This window comes from Acinetobacter brisouisimilis, assembly GCF_000368265.1.
Lineage (GTDB): Bacteria > Pseudomonadota > Gammaproteobacteria > Pseudomonadales > Moraxellaceae > Acinetobacter.
In genome coordinates, this window is record NZ_KB851218.1 from 447359 (window position 1) to 463086 (window position 15728).

Annotated in this window: 13 protein-coding genes; all 13 read right to left on the reverse strand. The window is 44.2% G+C overall.

The window, feature by feature from the left end:
- Positions 1-15 precede the first annotated feature (15 nt).
- On the reverse strand, positions 16-1854 hold the full coding sequence (locus F975_RS03470; RefSeq protein ID WP_004750219.1) for an LTA synthase family protein: 1839 nt from the start codon (positions 1852-1854) through the stop codon (positions 16-18).
- Positions 1855-1972: 118 nt separating this feature from the next.
- Positions 1973-2989 carry a UDP-glucose 4-epimerase GalE gene (gene galE / locus F975_RS03475; protein WP_004750221.1) on the reverse strand — a complete coding sequence of 339 codons (1017 nt, stop codon included), beginning with the start codon at positions 2987-2989 and terminating at the stop codon, positions 1973-1975.
- 2 nt (positions 2990-2991) lie between these two features.
- Positions 2992-4659, reverse strand: coding sequence for a glucose-6-phosphate isomerase (gene pgi, locus F975_RS03480; RefSeq protein ID WP_004750223.1), 1668 nt, complete (start codon positions 4657-4659; stop codon positions 2992-2994).
- Positions 4656-5915: a UDP binding domain-containing protein gene (locus tag F975_RS03485; protein ID WP_004750225.1), complete on the reverse strand. Its 1260-nt coding sequence runs from the start codon at positions 5913-5915 to the stop codon at positions 4656-4658. The genes pgi and F975_RS03485 overlap by 4 nt, the downstream gene beginning before the upstream one ends.
- 15 nt (positions 5916-5930) lie before the next feature.
- Complete coding sequence (galU, locus tag F975_RS03490; RefSeq protein WP_004750227.1) at positions 5931-6806, reverse strand: UTP--glucose-1-phosphate uridylyltransferase GalU; 876 nt, start codon at positions 6804-6806, stop codon at positions 5931-5933.
- 17 nt (positions 6807-6823) lie between these two features.
- Positions 6824-7444 (reverse strand): sugar transferase, encoded by a 621-nt coding sequence (locus F975_RS03495; RefSeq protein WP_004750228.1) that lies wholly within the window; start codon positions 7442-7444, stop codon positions 6824-6826.
- 164 nt (positions 7445-7608) lie between these two features.
- Positions 7609-8757, reverse strand: coding sequence for a glycosyltransferase family 4 protein (locus F975_RS03500; protein WP_004750230.1), 1149 nt, complete (start codon positions 8755-8757; stop codon positions 7609-7611).
- Positions 8758-8760: 3 nt separating this feature from the next.
- A complete protein-coding gene (locus F975_RS03505) occupies positions 8761-9798 on the reverse strand; it encodes an NAD-dependent epimerase/dehydratase family protein (RefSeq protein WP_004750232.1) in 1038 nt (345 codons plus the stop codon).
- On the reverse strand, positions 9795-10901 hold the full coding sequence (locus F975_RS03510) for a glycosyltransferase (RefSeq protein WP_004750234.1): 1107 nt from the start codon (positions 10899-10901) through the stop codon (positions 9795-9797). The genes F975_RS03505 and F975_RS03510 overlap by 4 nt, the downstream gene beginning before the upstream one ends.
- 11 nt (positions 10902-10912) lie before the next feature.
- Positions 10913-11995 (reverse strand): glycosyltransferase family 4 protein, encoded by a 1083-nt coding sequence (locus tag F975_RS03515; RefSeq protein WP_004750236.1) that lies wholly within the window; start codon positions 11993-11995, stop codon positions 10913-10915.
- Positions 11992-12951 (reverse strand): glycosyltransferase family 2 protein, encoded by a 960-nt coding sequence (locus tag F975_RS03520; protein WP_004750238.1) that lies wholly within the window; start codon positions 12949-12951, stop codon positions 11992-11994. Before F975_RS03520 ends, F975_RS03515 begins: the two co-directional genes overlap by 4 nt.
- A 9-nt stretch (positions 12952-12960) precedes the next feature.
- The gene (locus F975_RS03525; RefSeq protein ID WP_004750240.1) at positions 12961-14229 is read right to left on the reverse strand and encodes an oligosaccharide flippase family protein; all 1269 of its coding nucleotides are present in this window, start codon (positions 14227-14229) and stop codon (positions 12961-12963) included.
- A gap of 8 nt (positions 14230-14237) precedes the next feature.
- Positions 14238-15515: a Vi polysaccharide biosynthesis UDP-N-acetylglucosamine C-6 dehydrogenase TviB gene (gene tviB / locus F975_RS03530; RefSeq protein WP_004750242.1), complete on the reverse strand. Its 1278-nt coding sequence runs from the start codon at positions 15513-15515 to the stop codon at positions 14238-14240.
- Between the last annotated feature and the right edge of the window lie 213 nt (positions 15516-15728).

Consider the following 15728-nt stretch of genomic DNA (forward strand, 5'->3'; position numbering starts at 1 on the left):
GAGCTTTTTTAATGCTTAATTGACTATTTGAGGCTTGAGCAACTGATAAGTAAAGTTTTGTCCATTTAAGGTATCATTATTTAAGGCTTTATATTGATCCAGCAATTGTGCCTTATCAAACTGACACGATGCTTTTTCATGAATAAATTTCTGATGGATCACATCATAGCATCGTGAAACACGCTCAATAAACTGATAGTACGGTGGCAACGGCAAATTCGCCAGATGCAAAATTTTCGGTGCTAAAAAACTGGTTGATATATACGGCTGTGCCAGTATTTTGCGCTGTACAGGATAATTACTCCACAATAGCAACGGCGTTTGGTAAGCATTCAGCTCCTCACGATTCGGGTCATTCTCAAAATAATGATATTCATCATAGACATTTTGTAAATTGGGCAAATGATCTCCAAAAGCAACCACAATGGTTGGGCGACCTAGGGTTTTGACAAATTCAGTCAAATCCCGAATATGCTGATCGGCACGCGCCACCCCTGCACTATAGGTTGCCATTTTCTGTTGTGCGCTTTCTGACAGGTTCGGGTTGAGTTTATAGGACTGTGTCCCATAGCGATCATCCGAATACATCGGATGATTTTCGACCGTAATCGCATAAATAAATTTTGGCTGATCGCTCGCTAAATTCAACTCGGTTTTAATCGAATTAAAAATCACATCATCATTCGCCCAACCCGCCTGATTAAACAACGTGGCGTGATTGGATGAATTCATCATATTTTCCAGAGACACAAACTTGTTAAAGCCCATCTGCTGATAAACACGGTTACGGTTGTAGTAATAACGCCAGTTGTTGTGCATGGCAATAGTGTCATAACCCAAGCTATTCAAATACAGTGGTAATGAATAAATCGGTTTACGGATTTTTGCCACATAAACCAGTTCGTTACGAAAGAAAATGGTGTTTAAACTGGTGAGTGCCTCAAATTCAACATTGGCAGTTCCACCACCAAACGATGGAGACAAAAGTGCCGACACCCGATTTTGACTGGTAAATGGGGTGAGATTTTTGGGCAATTTTTTATCGAGTCGTCGTGGATTCCACATCGACTCATCCATGACCACCACAATATTCGGTTGTACTGTGGTCGAAGATGTCGGAGGACTTGTTGCAACTGAAGTCTCCAAAGGTTTAAAAATCTGTTGGATGGTTTCACGTGAAACCGTTTCATGCGGTAAAAAAGCTTCAGTTAAGCTGTCCAAAATTTTCGACATGAAAAATGTGGTAAAGCCAAAATTCTGAATTTTACGAAAATCGCCCATCCAGTCACTGCGGGTATTGGGAAAGCCCGACATATTTAAACAAATGTTGGGATAATCAGGTTTACTGCATGCCCCTATCGGGCTTTTGATATAGTTTAAATAAATTGCTGAACAGAACATCACCACACCCAGTGTAATCTGTAGCAAATAAGTTTTGAGTAATGTCGTTTTTTCTTTTTTAAAACAGAAAATTAGCACTGCGAAAAATATGGCAATAAAGGCAAAAAAAGCAATTTTAAGTGCCAGAGGTGCAGCCTTGAAGGCTTCTGAAAACAATAAAATATCGTCAGGGCTAAAGTTGGTGGAGAGATATTTTTCTTTTTTAAAATTAATAAATTCAATCAAACCGACAAAAATCTGACTGAGTACCAACGCGGTATATTGTCGCCTGAACAGTGCAGCAAACAGCAAAATCAAGCTGTAATTAAATACACAGGACATCAATGTCTTGGCAAGGCGGTCTGCAAAGAAACCATCAAGGAAGAAATTCCAGTTAGAAGCAAGATAGATTGAAAAAAATGTAGAAAAACAAGCCACAAGCAAAAATAGTATTTGCTGGCGTAAGGTGTTCATAAGGCAGGAGCAAGGAGATTAATCAAACAGATGGTAAATTATAGCAAAAGATTGTCAGCCCTACGGGAAAGCGCCAATAAAAATGGCGCTTTCAGCGCCATCTCTATAATTGTATGAATTATCGATAACCTTGTGGATTCTGTTTTTGCCAGTTCCAGCTATGTTTCAGCATATCCTCTAACTGATACTGTGGCTGCCAGCCCAATTCTGCAATCGCGCGAGCATTATCTGCAAAACAGGTGGCAATATCACCTGCACGGCGTGGAGCGAATTCAAAGGCAATCGTCACATCATTAATCTGTTCAAAGCTGTTTTTAATTTCAAGAACCGAAAAACCCCGTCCTGTACCAATATTCCATGCTCGACAACCCTGCTGTTGCAAACGGTTTTTCAGCGCGCAAACATGAGCATTAGCCAAGTCCACCACATGAATATAGTCCCGCACCCCTGTGCCATCAGGCGTGTCATAATCATTACCAAAGATCGATAATTTTTCGCGTTTACCCACAGCAACCTGTGTGATATACGGCATTAAATTGTTGGGAATGCCTTGTGGATCTTCACCGATATGCCCCGTTGGGTGTGCGCCGACAGGGTTAAAATAGCGTAATAAAGCAAATGACCAGCGCTCATCAGACGCTGCCAGTTTTTCCAGCATTTGCTCAACGACTAGCTTGGTATAACCATAGTTATTATTCGGCATTGCAGTTGGCATGTTTTCATTTAAAGGCGATGGATGCGCATCACCATATACTGTCGCAGACGAGCTAAAGACTAGACGAAATACCCCCGCCCGCTGCATTGCCTGTACCAAGTTGATACTGCCAGAAATATTATGATCAAAATAAGTGAGCGGGATCTGCTGGCTTTCACCTACAGCTTTTAACCCTGCAAAATGGATCACTGCATCAATCGCCTGCTCGGCAAAAATCTGATCCAGTACTTGGCTGTCGCGAATATCACCTTCGACAAATTTCAGCGATTTTCCTGCAATTTTTTGTACGCGCTGCAAGGCTTCAGGTGAGCTGTTACTGAGATTATCCAGCACCAGTACTTCATAACCTGCTGCAAGCAAGGCGATACAGGTATGTGAACCAATATACCCAGCTCCACCCGTGACTAAAATTGTTGCCATGTTTATTTTCCTAACAGAATTGTGAGTAAGCCTTGTGTGGAGGCGTCCAGTTGCAACCCATCTTGCGGCTGACCATTTAAAATCGGCAATAGCTGATTGGCAATTTCTTTACCTTTTTCCACACCCCACTGATCAAAGGGATTGATGTTCCAGATCACGGATTGTACAAAAACTTTATGTTCATAGCAGGCGATCAGCATTCCCAAACTATATGGATTGAGCTCATCCACCAATAGAGTTGAACTGCCCTGGTTCCCCGCATACTGTTTATAAATTGGTAAATGATCCAGCTCACTTTTATCCAAAGCCTGATTACCAAATGCCAGTAAACGTGATTGTGCCAAACAGTTCGAAAGTGCCAGATGATGCTGCTCGATCAGGGCACTGGCATTTTCCACATAAGTAAATTGCTTAGCATTGTAACGTTGTACAGGAGCAAGAAAATCACAACTGACTGCATGTGTGCCCTGATGTAGCAACTGGTAAAATGCATGCTGGGCATTTGGACCAACTTCACCCCAAACAATCGGGCAGGTTTTCATGCTCACTTTTTGCCCATTGCGCTGAATCGATTTACCATTCGATTCCATTTCCAGTTGTTGCAAATACGCTGCAAAATACTTTAAGCGACCATCGTAAGGTAAAATCGCATGGGTCTGTACATCGAGAAAATTAGTATTCCAAACCCCAAGTAGTCCCATGAGTACTGGAATATTCTCTGCAAAATCAGCCGAGCGAAAATGCTGATCAATCGCATGCGCCCCTGCTAAAAACTGCTGAAAACCTTTAACGCCAATGGTTAAAGCAATCGGTAGGCCAATACATGACCATAGTGAATAACGACCACCCACCCAGTCCCAGAGCAGGAACTGTTTATCCGCAGCAATTCCCCATGCCGTCATCTTATCCGCTTTGGTCGATACACCAATAAAATGACTTTTCGTCACCTTATCTTGCTGCCCCAAAGCTTTTTCAAGCCACAAACGCGCAGTTTGCGCATTAGACAGTGTATCAATCGTACCAAAAGATTTAGATGAAATAATAAACAGTGTCGTCTCAGGTCGTAGCTGATGCAGTAAATCTGAAAGCTGACTGCCATCCATGGTCGACACAAAATGTACGTGCAACGATTTTGCTGTATTGACTTTAAAATCAGACAAAGCGTGTGTCGCCATCAGTGGCCCTAAGTCAGACCCACCGACTCCGATATTGACCACATCCTGAATCACTTCACCTGTTGCACCGCGATATTGACCTGCATGAATTTTCTCCACCAAAGCATACATACGCTGTAATTGCTGCTGAACTTGATCAGAAAATGCAGGAAACTCAGCTGACTGTGCAGGCAACCGCAGTGCCCAATGCATCGCTGCACGCTGTTCAGTATAGTTAATCCGCTGCTCGGAAAATAAGGTTTGAATCCATTCCTTCAGCTGTTGTTGCTCAGCTAAGCGGACCAGCTGAAGGATAATCCGCTGGTCAATACGTTGTTTACTATAATCCAGAAACAGCTGCTCAAACCGCAATGAAAACCGCTGAAAACGCTCAGCATCCAGCTCGAATAACTCTGTCAGATGTAACTGTGACATCGTGTCAGCCAAACTGCTGAGTTGTTGCTGAGCCAAACTGGTTTGGTGTTTGGGGAAATGGGTAATATTTTCTTCTGTCATTGTCGACCAACCCCTGCGTAGGCAAAACCTTGTGCCTTCACATAATCAGGATCATAAATATTGCGTCCATCCAGAATTAAAGGATGCTGCATCAACTGATGCAAAAGACGATAATCTAAACTTAAATACTGTTTCCATGCCGTAAGCAAACACAGTGCTGCTGCACCTTGCGTGGCTTCATACTGATCTTCACACAACACCAAATCAGCACGGTTTCCATATTGCTCGGCAATCAGTGGCAAGGCCTGTGGATCATGTAATTGCACGATTGCACCTTGTGCCCAAAGCGCTTGCAACATGGTATGAATCGGAGAGTAATCCGTGCGTGGTGTGTCCTCTTTAAACGAAGCACCCCAAATTGCAATGACTTTGCCTTTCAGATCACACTGATAATAATTCCAAAGCTTGCGGAACAGGATTTCTTTTTGTTGTTCATTAATTTCCCAGACCTGCTCCAACAACTGACCTTTCACCCCTGCGTCGGCGATGGTTTTAGACAGCGTTAAAATATCGTGGGAAAAGTTTGCGCCGCCAAAGCCCGCGCCTGCTGCCAAATAACTCGAACCGATTCGATTATCTGCACCAAGACCTAAGCGAACATTGGCAATATCAATATTGAGTTTTTCTGCAACCTGAGCCAGATCATTCATATAACTAATGCGTGTTGCCAACATGCCTGAAATACTGAGTTTAGTGAACTCAGCATCCAGAATTGGCATAAAGACATAATGATGATTTGCGCGATAAAAAGGTCGTAAAATCTCTTTGATTTGTGGCTTCACATCCAGATGATCAATACCAATCACCACATGAGAAACTTGTAAGACGCTATTAATGGCATTACCTTCTTGCACCATATCTGGCAAATAACACCAATAATCTTGAGGCAATTTTTGTTTTAAGGCTGTTGTCCCATTTAAACCAAAGCTAGACCCATTAATCATTAACTTCGGATGAATAATCGGCTGTTGTTGTAAATAATTTAAAATAAAATCAACTTGTTGTTCTTCATTACTATTAAAAGCGAAAAAATAAGCATCTATATGTAAAGGAATCTCTGCTAAATCACATATTGATAATCTTTTTGTCTGTGCCTGAGTAGAGATGAGCTGATTAACCGTTTTATCTTGATATTGGATAGAACTCGTTTGATCGTCACTTGAATATGGACTCCAAAAAACCTGATGTCCATATTCTGCAAATAACCCAGCCATAACGCCCGCATTCAATGTCGCTCCATAAACTGCGATTTTCATGGCATTTCGTCTCTCTTAAAGTTTCAGTTCCTGAATGAGTTCAATAAACTTTTCACCCAATTTAGGATGCTCAACAGCATAATGTAATACAGCCTTGAGGTAACCTAGCTTACTACCACAGTCAAATGTGACACCAGACATACGATAGGCTTCGACCACATCAGTGTGTTGCAGCATGGCAATCGCATCGGTCAGCTGGATTTCATTGCCTGCGCCTTTCGGTGTCTGCTGTAATAACTGCATGATTTTGGCAGGTAAAATATAACGCCCGACCACAGACAAATTGCTTGGTGCAGTGCCTACAGCAGGTTTTTCAATAATGCCCTGCATGACTATACTTTGCCCTTCAACAGGGACTGTATTCACATCAACAATGCCATATTGATCGACCAAATGGTCAGGCACTGCTTCAACCATAATTTGCGCAGCTTGTACCTGTTGGTAACGCGCTGCCATTTGCGCCAAATCATTTTGCTCAGTTTGGCTTTTGACCAAAACATCAGGCAACAATACGGCAAATGGTTCATCACCAATCAATGACTTGGCGCACAATACTGCATGCCCCAAACCCAAAGGCTGCGGCTGGCGCACACTCACAATACTGACGTGCTCAGGGACAATCTGGCGAATCTCTGCCAACAAGTCCCATTTTTGTTTTTGTTCTAATGTGGTTTCAAGTTCAAAATTACGGTCAAAATAGTTTTCAATCGAAGCTTTTGAAGAATGTGTCACCAAAATAATCTGTTCGATACCCGCTTCAACCGCTTCACGTACCACATATTCAATTGCAGGGCGATCAACCACGGTGACCATTTCTTTTGGAATTGACTTGCTGGCAGGTAAAAACCGGGTTCCCAAGCCTGCAACAGGCAAAATCGCTTTTTTAATCATTCATTCATTCACTATTATCAGGTTTTAGTTTGTTTCGATGCGTCAGGATCACTACCTGTAAATAGCGATGGCCCTACATGTCCAGGCGCATTAATGCCTTCTTTTTTCATCATCACTGATACAGTCTTGAACATGATTTTGAAGTCCACCCAGACATTATGATGATCGACATACCAGACATCACATTTAAAACGCTCTTCATAATCGAGTTCGTTACGCCCACTAATCTGTGCCAGTCCTGTCATGCCTGGACGCACTTCCAGACGGCGTGCCTGTTCAGGCGTATAGTGCTCGACAAACTCTTTAAGCATCGGGCGAGGACCGACTACACTCATGTCGCCTTTAATGACGTTGAGCAATTGTGGCATTTCATCCAAACTGGTTGAACGTAGCTTCTGACCAAACGGCGTCATGCGCTGATCGTCTGGGAGTGGGTTGCCATGCTGATCAAGTGCGTCTTTCATAGAGCGAAACTTCATCATTTTAAACAGCTTGCCATCTTTCCCTGGACGTTCTTGGTAAAAGAAAATTGGTGAACCCAGATTCTTTTTGACCTTGAAGGCAACATAAATAAACACAGGCAACAAAATCGTAAATGCAATAGAAGCAATAATGATATCGACAAGTCTTTTGAGCATGATTATTTCATCCACAAACCGGAATCACATCGCATAGCGATAGTAGACATTTAATTGAACCTTGTTGAAACTCTGGTCTGCCGAAATGGTAGATCAACTTTTAAAAACGTATTTTATCAACTCTTGGGCTAAACTGCCATGCATCTGCAAGCTCAACACCATAATCAATCTGTCACAAATTGCATCGCCTGTAACATTTGCTGGTTGACTCGTTTCACATCATAACGCTGCTGTACCAATGCCAAGGACTGAGCCGCCATCTGTTCGATCTGTGCAGGCTGTTCGATCAGACGCTGCATCGCTTGAGCCAGTGCATCCGCATCACGTACAGGGACTTTAAAACCATTTTGCCCTTCAATCACTGTTTCCTTACACCCTGGCGCATCGGTGGTGATAATCGCACGGCGCATCGCCATGGCTTCGAGTACCGAGCGCGGAATGCCTTCACGGTAGGACGGCAACACAAAAATATTGGATTGGCAAATCGCCTGACGGACATCACTGAGTTTGCCCCAATACTGAATCAAACCCGATGCCATCCACGCTTCCAGATCATCCTGAGCAATTGCCGCAGGGTTCTCATCAATCCAGCCGACCAGATGAAAATGTGCCGCAGGATAACGCTGCTTGATTTGCTTGGCTGCGGCAATGTATTCATACACGCCTTTGTCTTTCAACAAACGTGCCACCATCAAGAAGATCGGCCGTGGCTGCCCTTTCTCGTCCAGTAATAACGACTGTGGGGCAAATTTTTCGGTATTCACGCCTGAGCCATTCACAATATAAGTCGGAATCTTCGCAGGTAAATGTTTAAGTTCACGAATCAGCGCCAAGTCATCAGCATTTTGAAAAATCACCGCGCTGGCTTTGCTCAAGGCAAAGCGGAAAATCTGATTAAATAGACGTTTTACATATTTAAAACGACCCGCCGACTGGTCATTCTGAAAGGCAAAGCCCAAACCACTGAGTAAAATATAGCGCTCAGGTACTTTTGCCAGATACGCTGCAATCGTGCCATACAGAATCGGTTTAATGGTATAACTCAGCACTTTATTGGGACGTATGGCTTTAAGCTGCTGGTAAATTGCCAACATGGTTTTCGAGTCTGCGACAGGATTGGTACCCATTTTTTGTAATGGGTAACTATGTAAAGCAAATCCCAACTTCTGAAAATATGCCTGATCTTCAGGATACAGTTCGATATTCGGTGCAAGGATGTGAATGGCATAGCCTTGAGCTGCAATGCTATTGAGCAAGTCACCCCGAAAATTCCGCACGGTATGTAGGTCATTGGAAATAATGCAGAACTTCATAGATTATTTTGCCGAACCGTGTAAATGCTGTACATACCATGGCATGGCTTGTTCAATGCCCTGCGCAATATTGAACTGTGGCTGATAGCCGAGCAAAGTCTGAATTTTGGAAATATCAGCTTGTGAATGGCGCACATCGCCTGCTCGGAAATCCCGATAGACAGCCGCCTGAGTATAATGCACTGCATTTTTAGCCAAGGTTTCGGTCAGCATGACAAATAACTGATTGAGATCAGTTCGTCCGCCAACAGCCACATTATAAATTTGATTGAGTGCAGCCGTGTTTTCAGTAGTGGCTGCCAACAGGTTTGCCTGTACCGCATTGGCAATATAGTTAAAATCACGGCTGGTTGAGCCATCACCATTGATATACACGGTATCGCCCTGAATCATGGCAGCCGTCCATTTTGGAATCACCGCAGCATAAGCACCATCAGGAGTCTGGCGTTTACCAAAAATATTAAAGTAGCGCAGACCAATCGAATTAAAACCATAACAACGCTGGAATACGCTGGCATACAGCTCATTGACGTATTTGGTTACGGCATACGGCGACAACGGATTACCAATAATCTCTTCTTTTTTAGGCAAGGCAGGATGATCACCGTAGGTCGAGCTACTGGCAGCATAGACAAAGTTTTTTACTTGGGCATCTTTGGCAGCCACCAGCATATTGACAAAGCCCGAGATGTTAGAGGCATTGGTCGCAATCGGATTTTCAATCGAACGTGGTACTGAACCAAGCGCCGCCTGGTGCAACACATAATCCACACCTGCACACGCTGTTTGGCAGTCTTCAAGGTTGCAAATATCCCCCTGAATAAACTTGAAATTCTGCCATTGCTCAGCCGACACGGTAGCCTGCACTTCATCTAAATTGTGCTGAAAACCTGTCGAAAAGTTATCTAATCCGACCACACGCTGACCCAGCAACAACAGTTGTTCCAGCAAATTTGAACCAATAAATCCCGCGACGCCTGTGACTAACCAGGTTTTGGGTTGCTGTTGCAGTTGTTCACAACATTGTTGATATTGGCTCATGATGCTGTTCTCTCAGTGCTGAGGTGATAAAGTGCCAACCATTGTTGCAGCATGCTCTGCATGGAGTAATGCTGCTGAATGCGCTGGCGGTGCTGCTGCCCCAATTGGGCTTTTTGTTCTGTCGACAATTGTAACGCTTGGACAAGTTTTTTGCTGAGCATTTCTGAATTTTGTGGTGGAACCAGCCACTCAGTCTTACCCAAAACTTCTTTTACGCCACCGCAGTCAGTTGCCACCACGACCCGCTCACAGCTCATGGCTTCTGCCACCACCAAGCCAAACCCTTCCCAAGCCGAAGACAGGACGAAGACATCTGCTGCTGACAATAGTTCGGCAACATCATGGCGCACACCGAGAAAACGGATGTGATCAGCCAAGCCTAACTGCTGCACTTGCTGTTCCAGTTCAGCCCGTTGCACCCCATCCCCCACAATTAATAACTGAGCTGTCGGCTGAGTTTGTTGTAGTAAGTGAAATGCCTGAATCAGGTTGGGATAATCTTTAGCTTGCATCAAACGCCCGACCGCCATCAATACAGGTATCTCTGCTGAATAGCCCAGTTGTTGACGAAGCTGCTGACGTGCTGATGCGGAAAATTGAAATTTTTGTGTATCAATGCCGTTGCTGATCGCGGTACTTTTGGCTGCGCTAAAGGCTTTTTGTGCAATAAAAAAATCGGTAGCTTCCTGACTAACATTGGTATTCACATCGCTCAAACGATCGGTCAGGCGATACAGCCATTGCCGTGCTTTACCCCCAATCGCTTTGCTGTGCGCCGTGCAAATCAGATAGGGAATCTGTGCCGAACGGCGTAGTAAACGAGCAAATAAAATTGCATGGAACATGTGTGCATGTACCACATCGGGCTGAAATTGCTGCATGATCTGGGCAAAACGCTGGGCACTTTGTGAGAAATTCACCAGTGAATTTAAACCCAGTTGAATCAGTTCAATCTCGGCATGTTGCGGTCGAACCTCAATTTCACCACGTAAATAGGCGATTTTGACCTGATGCCCTGCTTCAAACAGTTGATCGGCAAGACTGGTTACGACTTTTTCCGCACCACCCAAACCCAACCCTGTGATCAGCAACAAAATTTTCATCTTCAACTCACTCAGGCTTGGGCAAATAGTTGCAGCCACTGCGCCACAATCTGCTCACTAGAATACTGTTGCACATGCTGCTGATTTTGCTTGGCAATTGTTTGATAATCCTCAGTATCCAAGTTCATCATCTGCACTAATTGATCACTCAACTGCTGTACATTTTCAGGGGCAACCAATCGGTTTGGCGTGTTGGCTAAAATCTCACGTGGGCCAATCGGACAATCAAAAGCCACAATCGGCAAACCAAAGCTCAGAGCTTCAAGCAGCACCATACCAAAACCTTCAAAACGTGAGCTTAAACAGTAAATCGATGCCTGTGCATAATACTGAGCAATTTCAGGCGTTGCAGCGACCCAATCCACAGAGTGTTCAATACCAAGTTGAATTGCCTGTTGTTTGAGTGCCTGTTCCTGCTCACCACTCCCCACAATCCGCAGCGTCCAGTCAGGATACTTTGAGCTGAGCAATTGCCATGCTTCGAGCAGCAAATCAAAGCCTTTTTCAGAACGTAAGCGCCCCACCGCAAGCACCGTTTTATGGCTTTGACTCAGTAACTGTGTAGCAATCTGAAAAGGTGACGGGTTCGCAATGGCTTGAAGCTTCGCTGAGATTTTAGCAATGCCCTGCTGCCACAACTGTCGGTCATGCTCAGTTAAAGTCACCACCGCATCAGCATGACGCGCTGCCCAGACCCGCCCGACACGGCGCAGGCGTAACCCTAAATCCACTTCAAAATTAAAATGTTCCCAGCAAATATGCTGTACCTTCAAACCGAACAAGGCAGGTACAGTAAAAATGCAGGAAATGCTGTCCACCACCACCAAATGCTGAATCTGTTGCTGCTGCACAAAACGGCGGATTTTCCAAATGGTTCCGAGTAAATGACTTTTCATCGACACAGGCTGTGGATAAAGTGCATGGTTTTCCACACGGGCATCCAAGGCGAAAAATGGGTGCTCTCCCTGTGACAGGTTCAAAATACACACCTGCTGTCCCTGTGCAGCTAAGGCATTGGCGACCAGTGTCGTGACGCGCTCGGTTCCACCTGCAAGGTTGAGATTACCAATCAGAAAGCAAATTTTGCCGATCATTTTTTCAGGCCCAAACGGCGCAAGGTGCGGTCAAACAACAAAAAGGCCACGCCATATTGGAAAAACAGACGATTGCCACGATTGCGAATCATGGTTTCATTGAGTGGATGCTGGCGCATTTGCTGTTTTAAGGTTTTCCAGCGCTGCTGTGCCGCACTGATCCCATCGGCATTGAGTACATCCATAATATGCGACTGGCTAATCGCAATCATGGTTGCCACCAGTTCAGGATGCTGTTCAATACGTTCTAAATAAAACAGCGGCACGCCACCCAAATCATCAATATTTTTACGGGATTTGGTCGCGGTAATACCTTGCGGATTGATGCGGTAATTGATCAATACTTCAGGGCTGAAATAAGCGGTTTTTGCTGCGAAAAATAACAACGGTGTAGTGTAGGCATCTTCATAGTTTTTACCGACAGGAAAGCGAATGTCTTTAAATAACTCGCGCTTATACACTCGCAGCCATGCAAACCAAGCCGAACGGTTGGACAGTTCCAGTAAAATGTCCTGATTCAGGGTTTGCAAACCCTGTTTCGACATACGGTGTAAAAACGGAATGGTATTGCCTTGGTCATCTACGCGTTGCACCGCAAACTGGATGATGTCAGCGCCCGTTTCAATGCCTTTGAACACTTCAGCAAAATACTGCGGATTGAGATAATCATCCGAATCCAGAAATGCCACGTACTCGCCTTGTGCCTCTCCAATCCCCGTATTACGTGCGCCACTCAAACCCTGATTTTTTTGGCGGATAATGCGAAATTGCTGCTGTACCGCTTCAGGCTGCTGTGCCAAAAACTGCTGCGCTTTGGCAACCGACTGGTCTGGGCTGCCATCATCGACCACAATCACCTCAACATCAGGTACAGGCAACTGCTGGCAGATACTGGTCAGGCATTGTTCAATGTACTTTTCGACATTATAAACGGGGATGATCAAGCTCAGCTTCATCGGGTATTCTCAGCGTTTGAAATAGGTGGACGGTTTAAAGATACGAATATGCGTATCTAAAATTAAACCCTGCTTATAAAAGTAATTAAACAACGTTAAAGACAAAATTTCTGTGGCAAGAATCGCAAAAATTGCGCCGTACAGGGCAAAATAATGAATCGCCAAGAAGGTCACGATGACATTAAAGGCTACCAGAGTCATGGTCTTATGATGCAAATAATCATAAGCATTAAACTTGATCAGATACTTTTCTGCCACGGTTGACATACCTGAAAACAGCGTCACGAACACCGCAATAATCAAAATATCATTGACCTGTTGATAAGCTGTGCCATACAACCACTGAATAATCCAGTGCCCAAACAACGCAAAAAATACCGCCGCCGAGGAGGCAATCACGATCACCATCGCATTTAAGCGCGCCACCATAGTTTGACTACGCTCAAAGTCTTTTTCTGCATAAATTTGAGTGAGAAATGAAGAAATAAAGGCATTCAGCACAAAGTAAAAACTGCTGCCCAAAGTCATCGCAACCGAATAAATCCCCAGATCATGCTGCGATTTCATGCCTAAAAACAGTTGCGAGGTCTTGGTAAAAATCGCAATCGACAAGGTGTACAGTACCAGTTTGCGTCCGACTTTCAGCACATAGCCACGATACTGCTGTAAATGATCGGCAATCCGCTGTGGTGTACTGAGTTTTTTACGGGCAAAAATCGCACGACGCATCAGAAACGGAACCAGCGTCACCAACACGATCGGAAGACTTAAATAACTGACGGGTAACTGAAATTCGGCAATCCCATAACGCACGATCAGGCTCACCAAAATCGCGGTGACATTACATATGGTATTAAAACGTGACTGCAAGGTGGCATTAAAGTAAATGCTATAAGCGGTGTCATGCAGGGAAAAATACACCCCTATACAGGCCGCCACCGAAAAAATAAAGGTCAGTGGATCAACAGTTAAATACAGATACAACAGCACCAGACTGGCAAAAACTGCAAAGAACAGATTGCGTAACGTCCGCGTGGCAAAAATAATGTGCTCACCGGTTTTGCGGTTTTGACTGGTTTTTTGGAAAATCAGGTTGTCTGAGCCAAACAATGATACCGTTTGCACAATCGCAAAAATCGAGGTGGCAAAAGTCAGCTTACCGAAATTGGCAGGCCCGATATAACGTGCCACAAACGAGGTCACGAAGATCAATCCAAAAATGGACAACAGCTTTTCAGCCATCATCCACAGTGAATTGAGATAGACTTTTTTACTCATGATGCCGCTTACAGACGAATGTCCACACAGTCTTTATCCAGCACATATTTCAAGTCATACAACACAAAATTGGCTTTACACATTTTGGCAATGTCATCACGAGTCAATGCTTTAAATTGCTGATGGGCAACCGCCAGCACCACCGCATCATAATAATGATTTTTCGGCTGCTCGGTCAGTTCCAAACCATATTCATGCTGTACTTCGGCAGCATCCACCCACGGATCATGCACATCAGCCTGAATGTGGTATTCCTGCAATTCATGAATAATATCAATAATTCGGGTATTACGAATATCAGGACAATTTTCTTTAAAGCTTAAGCCCAGTACCAAGACTTTAGCACCTTCCACCTGAATGCGCTTTTTCACCATGGTCTTGACCAGTTGAGTGACCACATAGGCGCCCATGCTGTCATTTAGACGACGACCCGCCAAAATAATTTCAGGATGATAGCCAATTGCCTGTGCCTTATGGGTCAAATAGTACGGATCTACCCCGATACAATGCCCGCCGACCAGACCCGGACGAAATGGCAAGAAGTTCCACTTGGTGCCTGCGGCTTTAAGGACATCTTCGGTGTCGATGCCCATTTTATTGAAAATCAACGCCAGTTCATTGATGAGCGCAATATTCACATCGCGCTGGGTATTTTCAATGACTTTTGCCGCTTCGGCGACTTTAATGCTTGGCGCTTTATGCGTGCCTGCGGTGATAATCAAGTTATAGACTTCATCGACATAATCGGCGATTTCAGGGGTTGAACCCGAAGTGATTTTTAAAATATTGGTCACGCGGTGTTCTTTGTCACCTGGGTTAATCCGCTCTGGGCTATAGCCTGCGTAAAAATCCTGATTGAAAGTCAGACCTGAAACTTTTTCCAGTACAGGAATACAGACTTCTTCGCTCGCACCCGGATACACGGTCGACTCGTACACCACGATATCGCCTTTTTTCAGCACACGACCAATGCTTTCAGAGGCTTTCACCAACGGGGTTAAGTCAGGCTGTTTATACTGGTCAATCGGGGTCGGGACTGTCACGATAAAGAAGTTACAATCCTGTAAATCATCAATCTGGGTGGTATAGCTTAAATGGCTTGCCTGTTGTAATTCTTCTGGCGAGGTTTCTAAAGTATGATCCTGACCGCTTCGCAGTTCATCAATACGCTTTTGCTGAATATCGAACCCGACTGTTGCGACAGTTTTACCAAATTCAACAGCCAGTGGCAGTCCCACATAGCCTAAACCAACAATCGCGATTTTGAGTTGATCTCGTTGCAACATAGACAGTCCGATCCTAATCAATAAAGTAAAAGAGGATCATAATGGATGATCCTTACAGGCTGACTAATATAACAGAAATCAGACTGATTTTTCGGATAAAAAAGCGAGTTCAGGCTTTAGTACGAGCTGGCTTTATTTACAGATTTAAAACACGTTTTTGGCCAGATTAGGTAGTTACTTCACACAAAAAACATACCGTTTGTTTACAATCCA

What these genes read in the sequence shown, in the direction of transcription:
- F975_RS03470 (WP_004750219.1), bottom strand. Translation starts at nt 1,854, where the DNA reads ATGAACACCTTACGCCAGCAAATACTATTTTTGCTTGTGGCTTGTTTT.
- galE (WP_004750221.1), bottom strand. Translation starts at nt 2,989, where the DNA reads ATGGCAACAATTTTAGTCACGGGTGGAGCTGGGTATATTGGTTCACAT.
- pgi (WP_004750223.1), bottom strand. Translation starts at nt 4,659, where the DNA reads ATGACAGAAGAAAATATTACCCATTTCCCCAAACACCAAACCAGTTTG.
- F975_RS03485 (WP_004750225.1), bottom strand. Translation starts at nt 5,915, where the DNA reads ATGAAAATCGCAGTTTATGGAGCGACATTGAATGCGGGCGTTATGGCT.
- galU (WP_004750227.1), bottom strand. Translation starts at nt 6,806, where the DNA reads ATGATTAAAAAAGCGATTTTGCCTGTTGCAGGCTTGGGAACCCGGTTT.
- F975_RS03495 (WP_004750228.1), bottom strand. Translation starts at nt 7,444, where the DNA reads ATGCTCAAAAGACTTGTCGATATCATTATTGCTTCTATTGCATTTACG.
- F975_RS03500 (WP_004750230.1), bottom strand. Translation starts at nt 8,757, where the DNA reads ATGAAGTTCTGCATTATTTCCAATGACCTACATACCGTGCGGAATTTT.
- F975_RS03505 (WP_004750232.1), bottom strand. Translation starts at nt 9,798, where the DNA reads ATGAGCCAATATCAACAATGTTGTGAACAACTGCAACAGCAACCCAAA.
- F975_RS03510 (WP_004750234.1), bottom strand. Translation starts at nt 10,901, where the DNA reads ATGAAAATTTTGTTGCTGATCACAGGGTTGGGTTTGGGTGGTGCGGAA.
- F975_RS03515 (WP_004750236.1), bottom strand. Translation starts at nt 11,995, where the DNA reads ATGATCGGCAAAATTTGCTTTCTGATTGGTAATCTCAACCTTGCAGGT.
- F975_RS03520 (WP_004750238.1), bottom strand. Translation starts at nt 12,951, where the DNA reads ATGAAGCTGAGCTTGATCATCCCCGTTTATAATGTCGAAAAGTACATT.
- F975_RS03525 (WP_004750240.1), bottom strand. Translation starts at nt 14,229, where the DNA reads ATGAGTAAAAAAGTCTATCTCAATTCACTGTGGATGATGGCTGAAAAG.
- tviB (WP_004750242.1), bottom strand. Translation starts at nt 15,515, where the DNA reads ATGTTGCAACGAGATCAACTCAAAATCGCGATTGTTGGTTTAGGCTAT.